6 protein-coding genes are annotated in these 11,737 nt (G+C 73.1%); 1 reads left to right on the top strand and 5 read right to left on the bottom strand.

Going from position 1 to position 11,737, the window contains the following annotated elements; all coding sequences use genetic code 11:
• Positions 1-114: 114 nt before the first annotated feature.
• The 5 genes from ACZ4U1_RS15780 to ACZ4U1_RS15760 form a co-directional block, all read right to left on the bottom strand.
• The gene (locus ACZ4U1_RS15780) at positions 115-831 is read right to left on the bottom strand and encodes an SDR family NAD(P)-dependent oxidoreductase (RefSeq protein ID WP_467903559.1); all 717 of its coding nucleotides are present in this window, start codon (positions 829-831) and stop codon (positions 115-117) included.
• Between the two features lie 102 nt (positions 832-933).
• On the bottom strand, positions 934-2,142 hold the full coding sequence (locus ACZ4U1_RS15775; protein WP_467903557.1) for a cytochrome P450: 1,209 nt from the start codon (positions 2,140-2,142) through the stop codon (positions 934-936).
• A gap of 25 nt (positions 2,143-2,167) precedes the next feature.
• Positions 2,168-2,428 (bottom strand): ferredoxin, encoded by a 261-nt coding sequence (locus ACZ4U1_RS15770; protein ID WP_467903555.1) that lies wholly within the window; start codon positions 2,426-2,428, stop codon positions 2,168-2,170.
• The gene (locus ACZ4U1_RS15765; RefSeq protein ID WP_467904178.1) at positions 2,425-3,597 is read right to left on the bottom strand and encodes a cytochrome P450; all 1,173 of its coding nucleotides are present in this window, start codon (positions 3,595-3,597) and stop codon (positions 2,425-2,427) included. Before ACZ4U1_RS15765 ends, ACZ4U1_RS15770 begins: the two co-directional genes overlap by 4 nt.
• Before the next feature lie 928 nt (positions 3,598-4,525).
• Complete coding sequence (locus ACZ4U1_RS15760; protein ID WP_467903554.1) at positions 4,526-6,046, bottom strand: MFS transporter; 1,521 nt, start codon at positions 6,044-6,046, stop codon at positions 4,526-4,528.
• Between the two features lie 288 nt (positions 6,047-6,334).
• Here ACZ4U1_RS15760 and ACZ4U1_RS15755 point away from each other — a divergent pair.
• Positions 6,335-11,737, top strand: a 5,403-nt coding sequence (locus ACZ4U1_RS15755) for a beta-ketoacyl synthase N-terminal-like domain-containing protein (protein ID WP_467903552.1), incomplete at its 3' end; no start/stop codon positions are given.

Raw genomic sequence — 11,737 nt, 5'->3', positions numbered from 1 at the left:
TGCATAGCCTCTCCCCCCCCTCCCCCCCCCCCTCCCCCCCCCCCCCCCCCCCCCCCCCCCCCCCCCCCCCCCCCCCCCCCCCCCCCCCCCCGCGTTCGCGGAGGGTCCGAGCCCTCAGCCGATGGTGCCGACGGTGTCCTCGAACCGGTCGCGTTTGACGTACATGTCCCAGAAGCGGTCGGCGAGATCCTTCGGCCAGACCCGCTCCGGGGTGAACCCGACGCTGCTGCGGTCGGCGGAGTCGAACTTGCGCTGGGCCTCGCTGAGTTCGATGAGCGCGCCGATGGTGAGGCCGCCGGCGTAGATGCCCTTGGGGGCGAGCGAGTCGTGGAGCGTCTTGAGGTAGTTGCGGAAGCCGGCGAAGGCGATGCCGACGTTGCTCATGACGGCCAGCGGGGTGGTACCGGCCGCGCCCAGGCCGAAGAGCAGGGCGCCGTCGCCGCGTTCGAGCATCGCCGGCAGGACCAGGCGGACCAGCCGGATCGGAGCGAGGAGCCGCACGTCGAGCTGCGGCTGGAGGTTCTCCAGATCCAAATCCAGGGTGGCCACCGGCTGTTCGGTGATGCCGGCCGGGCTGTACTCGACGACGTCGATCCGGCCGAAGCGCTCGGTGATCGCCGCGACGGTGCCGGCGAGCGCCGCGTGGTCGGCCAGGTCCTGGGTGAAGACGTGCGCCTCGATGCCCTCGGCCGCCAGTTCCGCGCGCAGCGCGTCGAGTTTGGACTGGGTGCGGGCGACGAGGGCGACCCGGAAGCCCTCCTGGCCGAAGCGCCGGGCGACGCCCAGCCCCAGGCCGGTACCGGCTCCGAATACGGCGATGGTCTTGGACATGGGGCGATGGGTCCCTCTCTGCTGGATCCTGCTCTGCTGGTCCTGAGCTGTCCTGACCGACGGCCGGGTCCGCCGCCGTGGCGGGCCCGGCCGTCGTGCCCGTCACCAGGTGACGGGGAGTTCGTGCAGGCCGTACATGATCGCGTCGTTCTTGAACGGCAGTTCCCCCAGTGGCGTGGCCAGCCGTAGGTCCGGCAGCCGGGCCAGCAGGGAGGTGAAGACCAGGTCCAGCTCCAGCCGGGCGAGGTTCTGACCGAGGCACTGGTGGATGCCGTAGCCGAAGGCCATGTGGGAGGGCGAGGCGCGGTGCGGGTCGAACTCCTCGGGCCGTTCGAAGACGCGGCCGTCCCGGTTGGCGGCGGCGTTGGAGAGCAGCACGCCCTCGCCGGCGGCGATGGTGACGCCGCCGACCTCGATGTCGGCCAGGGCGACGCGGCCGGTGGCGTGGTCGGAGATGCTGAAGTAGCGCAGCATCTCCTCGACCGCCTTGGGCACCAGCGCCGGGTCCTTCAGCAGCTCGGCCTTCAGCTCGGGGTGCTCGATCAGGTAGGCGGTGCCCAGCGAGATCATGTTGGCGGTGGTCTCGTGGCCGGCCACGAGGATCATCAGGGCCATACCGGTCAGGTGCTCGGCGTCCTCCACCCCGGCCTCGCGGTACCGCACGGCCAGTCGGCTGAGCAGGTCCCGCTCCGGCTCCGCCGTCCTGCGCAGCACGAGTGCGTGCAGGTAGGCGCGGAGTTCCACGAGGGAGGCGAGACGGTCCGGGCCGCTGGTGCCGCGGTCGGTCATCAGCCGGGCCCGGGACTGGAAGACCTCGCGGTCGGCATAGGGCACGCCGAGCAGTTCGCAGATGGTCAGCGAGGGCACGGGCAGGGACAGGGCCTGCACCAGGTCCACGGGCCTGGGGCCGTCCACGACACGGTCGAGGCAGTCGTCGACGGTCCGCCGGATCGCCGGACGCAGCGCCTCCACCTTGCGCACGGTGAACTCGCTGATCACCATGCGCCGGTAGACGGCGTGCTCGGGCGGGTCCATCCAGGGCAGGAAGCCCCGCCGGTCGATGGCCTGCTGGCCGCTGAGCAGGGCGGGGAAACCGGGGTGCACCCGGTCGGCACTGAGCTGGGGTTCGGTGAACAGCCTGCGTACGTCCTCGTAACGGGTGGCGAGCCAGGCCTCCTTGCCGGTGGGCAGGCTGACCCGGGCCAGCGGCTGTTCCTCGCGCAGCCGCGCGTACTGCTCCGGCAGTGCGAACGGGCAGGTGCGCGGCATGGGGTACGACGGCGGCGGGCCGACGTCTGCGGTATCGGTCACTGGTGGGCCTCCAGGGATGCGGCGGCTAGGCACCGTCGGCGTGCGGTTCGGGGGCCGGGCCGTCGAGGAGGACGGCGCGGGCCGGGCAGCGGGCGGCCGCGTCCCGTACCGCGGGCGCCAGTTCCGGCGGGACCTGCGCGAGCAGCACGTACGAGAGCCCGTCGTCGTCGCTCTGGTCGAAGACCTCGGGAGCGGCCAGGACGCACTGCCCGGCGCCCACACAGACCTCGCGGTCGATCCGGGGCCGGGTCGCGGGGTCCGTCCGCCGGCCGGCAGCGGCGCTCACCAGGTCACCGGGAGCTCGTGGACGCCGTACATGATGGCGTCGTCCTTGAACGGGAGTTCCTCGACGGGCACCGCGGGGGCCAGCCCGGGCAGCCGGGTGAGCAGGGTGCTGAAGACGACCTCCAGTTCCAGCCGGGCGAGGTTCTGGCCCAGGCACTGGTGGATGCCGTAGCCGAACGCCATGTGCTGGCGGGCGTCGCGGTGGATGTCGAGGGTCTCCGGGTCGGGGAAGACCGCGCCGTCGCGGTTGGCGGCGGCGTTGGAGAGCAGGACGCCCTGCCCCTTGCGGATCGTCACCCCGCCCACGGTGATGTCCTCGAGGGCGACCCGGCTGGTGACGTTGTCCGCGACGCTGAAGTAGCGCAGGAGTTCCTCGACGGCCTTGGGGGCGAGAGCGGGGTCCGCCCGGACGGCCGCGGCCTGCTCGGGGTGCGACAGGAGTGCCACGGTGCCCAGGGCGATGGTGCTGGCGGTGCTCTCGTAGCCGCCGATCAGGATCAGCAGGGCCAGGCCGGTGAGGTGGTCGTGGTCGTCCGCGCCGGCCTCGCGGTGGCGGGCCACCAGCCGGCTGAGGACGTCGTCGGCGGGCTCGTCGCCCTTGCGGTGCAGGAGGTCGCCGAGGTAGGTACGCAGGTCCTTCAGGGCGGCGGCGCGTTCCTCGGGCGGGTGGACCCGGCTGACCATCACCTCGGCGCGTTCCTGGACGTGGTCCATGTCCTGGGGCGGCACGCCGAGCACCTCGCAGATGGTCAGCGTCGGCACCGGCAGGGCGAGCGCCTGGACGAGGTCCGCCGGGCGGGGGCCGTCGAGCATCCGGTCGATGCAGCCGTCCACGACGGCCTGCACCCGCGGTCGCAGGGCGCGGATGCGGCGCACGGTGAACTCGTTGATGAGCATGCGCCGGTAGCGGGTGTGCTCGGGCGGGTCCATCCACGGCAGGAAGCCCTTGGCCTGTTCGTCGAAGGACTTCCGGCGCGGGGCGAGGATCGGGAAGGTCGGGTGGGTGCCGTTCGCGCTCAGCCGCGGGTCGAGGAAGAGACCGCGGACGTGCTCGTGGCTGGTCACCAGCCAGGCGTCCCGGCCGCTGGCCAGGGCGACGGGGGTGATCGGTGCCGTGTCACGGAGTTCGGCGTACTGCTCGTTCAGGCCGAAGGGACAACGACGGGGCATGGGAAAGCTGGGAAGTTCGGCCGGTTCGTCGGTCGGTACGGCCGACTCGGCGGTGTCGGTCACGCGTGCCTCCAGGCTGGGGGGCCGTTCGCACTTGTCCGACAGGATCCCGGTGGCCTCTAAAGCGCGGCTAGCGCCCGGCTTTCGGGCATCCGACCTCGACACGGCCCTGCTCCGCGGGGACGGTCGAACGGCACACGGCCCTGCTCCGCGGGAACGCCCGGACAGCACACGGCCCTGCTCCGACGGGAACGGTCGAACGGCACACGGCCCTGCTCCGCGGGAACGCCCGGCCGGCACACGGCCCTGCTCCGACGGGAACGGTCGAACGGCACACGGCCTGCTCCGCGGGAACGCCCGGACAGCCCACGGCCCTGCTCCGCGGGAACGCCCGGACAGCCCACGGGCATGACCCCACAGGAACACCCGGACGCCACACGGACACGACGCCCAGGGACAGCCGGACAGCACACAACCAGCCCCCAGGGACGCCCGGACGGCACAGCCACACCCCCCCCCGGACAGCCGTGCGGCGCGCGGACAAGACCCACAGGAACGCCCAGACGGCACGCGGACATGACCCACAGGACAGCCGGACAGCACACAACGACACCCCCAGGGACGGCCGGACGGCACACAGCCACACCCCCAGGGACAGCCAGGCGGCACGCGGACATGACCCACAGGACACCCGGACGGCCCGGACGGCCCGGACGGCACACAACCACACCCCCAGGGGCCCCCGGACGGCACACAACCTCACCCCCAGGGACACCCGGGCGGCGCGCGGTCGGGGTCCGTCGGGTTCGCCGCCCGGCCGTGGTCGTACGGCTCCCGCCGTCGGACGCACGTGTGCCCGGACGCCGGCAGGGGCGTCCGGGCACACGAGCAGGAAGGGAACCTCGGCTCGACGGGGGTTCGCGCCGGGTCAGCCCTCCTTGGCCGCCGAAGCCGGGGTCGGCTTGGCGGACGCGGCGGCGGGCGGCTTCGGCGTACGGAAGACGAACACCGCCACGACCAGGGCGAGGGCCACGAAGACGACGCCCACGGTGAAGGCGGACTGCAGTCCCTCGGTGAAAGCGTGCTGTGCCTGGACCTCGGGGGAGGCGCCGGCCGGCTTTCCGGCGGCGTCCTTCTGTGCCGTGCCGAACACGGTGACCAGGATGGCCAGGCCGAGACCGCCGCCGAGCTGCATCAGCGTCTGCAGGATGCCCGAGGCGGAACCGGAGTCCTTGGGAGCGACCCCGGCGAGGATGGTGGCGTTCAGCGGCATGAAGCTCAGGCCCATGCCGACGCCGAAGATCAGCAGCGGTGCGAAGACGGACCCGAAGTAGCTGCTGTCGGTGGAGACCTGGGTGAGCCACACCATGGTCACGGTCATCAGCGTGGCGCCGGTGATCATCAGCGGCTTGCCACCGTACTTCGGGAGCAGTTTCGGCACCTGCGCGACGGTCGTGAACATCGCCAGCGTCATGGGCAGGAAGGCCAGACCGGCACGGGCCGGGCTGAGGTCCAGCGCGTTCTGCACGAACTGGCTGAGGAAGAAGAACAGCCCCATCATCGTGGCGGTGAGCAGCAGGATGTTCAGGTAGCCGCCGGAGCGGTTGCGGCTGCGGAACAGCCGCAGCGGCACGATGGGCTGCTCAACCCTCGTCTCGATCACCAGGAAGGCGGCCAGCAGCAGGGCCGCGGCCACGAAGGAGCCCACGGTCAGCCCGTCGCCCCAGCCGTCGGTGGGCACCCTGAGGAATCCGTAGACCAGCGCGACCATGCCCGCGGTGACGGTGACGGTGCCGCCGTAGTCGATGCGGGCCCGGTGCCGTTCGGGTTCGCGGATGAAGCGCGGGGCACCGAGCATCACGGCCAGGCCGAGCGGCACGTTGACGAACATCACCGCGCGCCAGCTCACCCAGTCGGTGAGCACGCCGCCGAGGATCAGGCCGACGGACGCGCCCGCGCCGGCGGTGGCGGAGTAGACCGCGAGCGCCCGGTTGCGCGCGGCCCCCTCCTCGAAGTTGGAGGCGATCAGGGCGAGCGTGTTGGGCGACAGCAGTGCCGCGCCGACGCCCTGCCCGATCCGGGCCGCCACGAGCAGTTCGGGCGAGTTGGCGAACCCGCCGAGCAGCGAGGCGATGGTGAACAAGGTGGTGCCGGCGACGAGCACCCGGCGCCGGCCGAGCATGTCGCCCATCCGCCCGCCGAGCAGCAGCAGACCGCCGAAGGCGAGCGTGTAGGAGTTGACCACCCAGGACAGACCGACGGACGAGAAGCCGAGGGCGTCCTGGATCTCGGGCAGCGCGATGTTCACCACCGTCGCGTCCAGGCCGACCATCAGGTAGGCGGTCGCGATGAGCGCCAGGGTGATCCCTGGGTGACCGCCCGCCCGGTCACCGCCTGCGGGTGGGGGGTCGGTGACGACCGTCGGCGGGGAGTTGGTCTGGTCGCTCATGGCTCTCCTTCGGCTCCGGCGCGGGCCACCGGACATGCACGCCGGGAAGCGGTCGAGATGGGGGGACGGATCAGCCCACGGAGGTGTTCCGTCGGCCCCTCGAACTATATGGGGACAGGCCCCGTTTATTCAACAGGCCGGTCCCGTACGGCGATCGGCGCGTGGTCGCGGGCTCCTTAAGGCCGCGAAAAGCACCGCCTAAGGACAGGAACCGACCCTGTGTGGCCGACGGTGGCCCGGCCACCGCGGCTCCCTCGCCGACGCGCTGGAGAAGGGCGACGACACCCGATGCCACTTGGCCACCCCGCACACGCGACATCCGACGACGACGCGGCAGCCGACGCGATCGCGGTCATCGGCCTCGCCTGCCGCCTGCCCGGCGCCGACAACCCCGCGGCGTTCTGGCAGCTGCTCCACGACGGCCGCAGCGCCGTGGCCACCGCGCCGGACGGCCGCGGTGTCGCCCCGGTCGCGGAGACCGGCCCCGAGGCCGCCGCCCGGTACGGGGCCTTCCTCGACGACGTCGGCAGCTTCGACGCCGAGTTCTTCGGGCTGTCACCGCGCGAGGCCGCCGCCGCCGACCCGCAGCAGCGGCTGGTGCTGGAACTGGCCTGGGAGGCCATGGAGGACGCGGGGATCCGGCCGGAGTCCCTGCGCGGCAGCCGTACCGGCGTCTTCGTCGGGGCGATCGCCGACGACTACGCCGCCCTGACCCGGGCCCATGGACCCCAGGCCGTGGGCCGGCACACCCTCACCGGGCTGAACCGCGGCATCATCGCCAACCGGGTGTCGTACACCTTCGACCTGCACGGGCCGAGCCTCAGCGTGGACAGCGCGCAGTCCTCGTCCCTGGTGGCGGTGCACCTGGCCTGCGAGAGCCTGCGGCACGGCGAGTCGGAGCTGGCCCTGGCGGCCGGGGTGAGCCTGGCGCTGGCCCCCGAGAGCGCGCTGAGCACCGCCCGCTTCGGCGCGCTCTCCCCCGACGGCCGCTGCTTCACGTTCGACGCCCGCGCCAACGGCTACGTCCGCGGCGAGGGCGCCGGCCTCGTGCTGCTGAAGCCGCTCGCGCGGGCCCGCGCCGACGGCGACCGCGTGCTGTGCGTCATCCGGGGCAGCGCCACCAACAACGACGGCACCACCGACGGCCTGACCGTCCCCGGCGAGGCCGCCCAGACCGACGTGATCCGCCGCGCCTGGGCCGCCGCCGGCCTCGACCCCGCCACCGCCGGCTACGTCGAGCTGCACGGCACCGGCACCCGGGTCGGCGATCCGATCGAGGCGGCCGCACTCGGCGCGGCCCTCGGCACCGGACGCCCCGCGGACGATCCGCTGCCCGTCGGCTCGGCCAAGACCAACGTCGGTCACCTGGAGGGCGCCGCCGGCGTCGTCGGGCTGCTCAAGACCGTCCTGGCCCTGCGTCACCGCACCCTGCCGGCCACCCTCAACCACCGCACCGCCCACCCGGCGATCCCGCTCGCCTCACTCGGTCTGCGCGTCCAGGTGGAGCGCACCCCCTGGACCGCGCGGGACGGAGGTCCGCTCGCCGCCGGCGTCAGTTCCTTCGGGATGGGCGGCACGAACTGCCATGTGGTCCTCACGGAGGCGCCGCCCACGCCGGGCGAAGGCGCGGAACCCGGGGACGGCCGCCCGGACGGGCGACCGGAACCCATCGTCTCCCAGGCGGAGGGCAGCGGACCCGACGGGGCGTCCGGGAACCCTCCGGCGGCCCCCGGGACCGCACGGGTCCCCGAGGACCGGCCGGCCGGCGGGTGGCTGGTCTGGCCGGTCTCCGGGCGGAGTGCCGACGCGCTGCGGGACCAGGCGGGACGCCTGTACGACCGCCTCACCGCGGAACCGGGCGGACGCCCGGCGACCGGCGACCGGGACATCGCCGCGGCCCTGCACCAAAGCCGCACCGCCTTCGAGCACCGCGCGGTCGTCGTCGGCCGGGACAGGGACACCCTGCTGCACGGGCTGACCGCGCTGGCCTCGGGCGAACCCGCCGCCCACGTGGTGAGCGGAACCGTCGCCGACCCCGGGCAGCTCGCCTTCGTCTTCAGCGGGCAGGGCAGCCAGCGGCTGGGTATGGGCGCCACGCTGTACCAGGACCACCCGCGCTTCGCCCGGGCCCTGGACGACGTACTCGCGGAACTCGCCCCGCTGGTGCCGCGCCCGCTCGACGACCTGCTGCTCGGCTCCGCGGCCGGCGTCGACCCCGCCGTCCTGGACAGCACCGACCTCACCCAGCCCGCCCTGTTCGCCGTCGAAGTCGCGCTGTACCGGCTGCTGGAGTCGTGGGACGTGCGCCCCGGGCTGCTGCTCGGGCACTCCGTGGGCGAGATCGCGGCGGCGCACGTGGCCGGTGTGCTGTCACTCGCGGACGCGTGCGCACTGGTCGCCGCCCGCGGCCGGCTGATGCGGGCGCTGCCCGAGGGCGGCGCGATGTTCTCGGTGGAGGCGACCCCGGAAGAAGCGGCCGGCGTCGTCGCCGGGTACGAGGGCGAGGTCGGGATCGCCGCCGTCAACGGCCCGCGCACGGTCGTACTCGCCGGGGACACCGACAGGGTGACGGAACTGGCCGGGATCCTCGCAGGCCGCGGCCACCGGACCCGGCGGCTGCGGGTGAGCCACGCCTTCCACTCCCCCCGCATGGAGCCGATGCTCGCCGAGTTCCACGACGTCACGCGCACGCTGGCCTACGCCCCCGCGACGGTGCCGGTGGTGTCCACCGTCACCGGTGCCCTCGCCTCCCCCGGCGAACTCGCGTCGCCCGACCACTGGGTCGCCCACGCCCGGCGGACCGTGCGCTTCCTGGACGCCGTGCGCACCGCCGAGGCGCTCGGTACCTCCGCCTTCCTCGGCATCGGACCGGACGCGGCCCTGACCGGCCTCGCCCGTGACGGGCTCACCGGTGCCTCCCGCCCGAGCACCGCCACGGTCTCCGCCCCCACCCTGCGCCGGGACCGCGACGAGACGCAGACCCTGCTCACCGCGCTGGCCCGGCTGCACACGCACGGAGTCGCGGTCGACTGGACGGCCGTACTCGGCGCCGACGGCTCCCACCGCCACGTCGAGCTGCCGACCTACGCCTTCCAACGCCGGCTGCACTGGCTGGAAGGCGCGGCGCGGCCCCAGGAGGAGACGGGCGACGCGCCCCCGGCCCCCGTCCGGGCCCCGGAGCCCGCGGCGACCGACGACCGCGCCGGAGCGGACGAACTGCTCCGGGTCGTCCGCGCCCACACGGCCGCCGTCCTGGGTCACGCCTCGGGCGGCGACATCCGTGCCGACCGCAGCTTCAAGGATCTCGGCCTGGACTCGCAGGGCGCGGTGGAGCTGCGCGACCGTCTCGCCGCCGAGACGGGCCTGCCCCTGCCGTCCACCGTCACGTACGACCACGCCAACCCGGCCCTCCTCGCCGCGCGCCTGCACACGGAGCTGAGCGGCGGCCCGTCCGCCGCCGACGCGCCCGGCCGGGCCACGGCCGCCCGGAGCGACGAGCCGATCGCGATCGTCGGCATGGCCGGCCGCTTCCCCGGCGGCGCCTCGTCCCCCGACGAACTGTGGGACCTGGTCTCGCGCGGCCGGGACGTGATCGGTCCCTTCCCCACCGACCGCGGCTGGGACCTGGACGACCTCTACGACCCCGACCCGGACCGGACCGGCGCCTCGTACGTACGCGAGGGCGGATTCCTGGACGGCGCGGGCGACTTCGACGCGGCTTTCTTCGGCATCAGCCCCCGTGAGGCCACGGCCATGGACCCGCAGCAGCGGCTGCTCCTGCAGACGGCCTGGGAAGCCATCGAACACGCGCGCCTCGACCCCACCACCCTCCACGCCACGCCCACCGGCGTCTTCGTCGGCACCACCGCCCAGGAGTACGGCCCCCGGCTGTACGAACCCTCCGCCGGCCACGACGGCCATGTCTTCACCGGCACCACCACGTCGGTGGCGAGCGGCCGTATCGCCTACACCCTGGGGCTGGAGGGCCCGGCCCTGACCGTGGACACCGCCTGCTCCTCGTCTCTGGTCACCATCCACCTGGCCGTGCGGGCCCTGCGCGACGGCGAGTGCACGCTGGCGCTGGCCGGCGGTGCCGCAGTGATGGCCTCACCCGGCATGTTCGTGGAGTTCAGCCGACAGCACGGGCTCTCCCCGGACGCCCGGTGCAAGGCCTTCGCCGACGGGGCCGACGGCACCGCGTGGGCCGAAGCCGTCGGCGTCCTCCTCCTGGAGCGGTTGTCGGACGCCCAGCGCAACAACCGACGCATCCTCGCCGTCATCCGCGGCAGCGCCATCAACCAGGACGGCGCCAGCAACGGGCTGTCCGCACCGAGCGGTCCCGCCCAGCAGAGGGTGATCCGGGCGGCGTTGACGGATGCGGGACTGACCGCCGCCGATGTGGACGTCGTCGAGGCGCACGGCACCGGCACGAAACTCGGCGACCCCATCGAGGCACAGGCCCTCCAGGCCACCTACGGCCAAGACCGGCCCACGGAACAGCCGTTGTGGCTGGGATCCTTGAAGTCCAACATCGGTCACACCCAGGCCGCAGCAGGCGTGGCCGGTGTCATCAAAATGGTCCAGGCCCTGCGCCACGCCGTCCTGCCCGCCACCCTGCACGCCGACACCCCCTCCCCCCACATCGACTGGAACAACGGAAACGTACGACTCCTCACCCAGGCCACCCCCTGGACCACCCCCGGTGAGGGACAACTGCGCCGGGCAGCCGTGTCATCGTTCGGGATCAGCGGCACCAACGCCCACCTCATCCTCGAACAAGCACCGGCAGAAGAGCAGACCAGTGAACCGGGTGAGGTCACCGGCCCCTGGCTGCTGTCCGCACGCACCCCGCAAGCCCTCGCCGACCAAGCCCGACGCCTGCACACCCACCTCACCCAACGACCCCACGAACACCTCCAACACATCGCCACCGCACTCGCCACCACCCGCACCCACTTCACCCACCGCGCCGCCCTCACCCCCACCCACCGCCAAGACCTCCTCACCGCCCTCGACCACCTCGCCACCGGCCAGCCGCACCCCGCCCTCTACACGGCCACCGCACCCACCGAGCCGCCCCGCACCGTGCTGATCTTCCCCGGACAGGGCTCACAATGGCCCGGCATGGCCCGCGAACTCCTCACCCACCACCCGGTGTTCGCCGAACACATCGAAGCCTGCCACCAGGCCCTCACCCCCCACACCGACTGGCACCTCATCGACGCCCTCAACCACACCGAAGACACCCCCCACACCCAACGCGTCGACGTCCTGCAACCCATGATCTGGGCCACCATGATCAGCCTCGCCCGGGTATGGCAACACCACGGCCTCACCCCCCACGCCGTCATCGGCCACTCACAAGGCGAAATCGCCGCCGCCCACATCGCCGGCGCGTTGACCCTGGACGACTCCGCCCGCATCATCGCCCTACGCAGCCAAGCCCTCACCCGCATCACCGGCCACGGCACCATGCTCCACGCCCCCACCAGCGCCGAACACCTCCACCCACACCTGGAACGCTATTCCGAGGTCACCATCGCCGCCCACAACAGCGCGACCAGCACCACCCTGGCCGGACCCACCGACGCCATCCACGCCCTGCACCAACACCTGATCGCGGACGGCATCGACGCACGCCTCATCCCCGTCGACTACGCCTCCCACTCCCCCCACATCACCCCCCTCAAA

The organism is Streptomyces sp. NPDC028928 (genome assembly GCF_055564915.1).
Note: the sequence above shows the minus strand (reverse complement) of the source record. Positions and strands in the feature narration are given on the sequence as shown.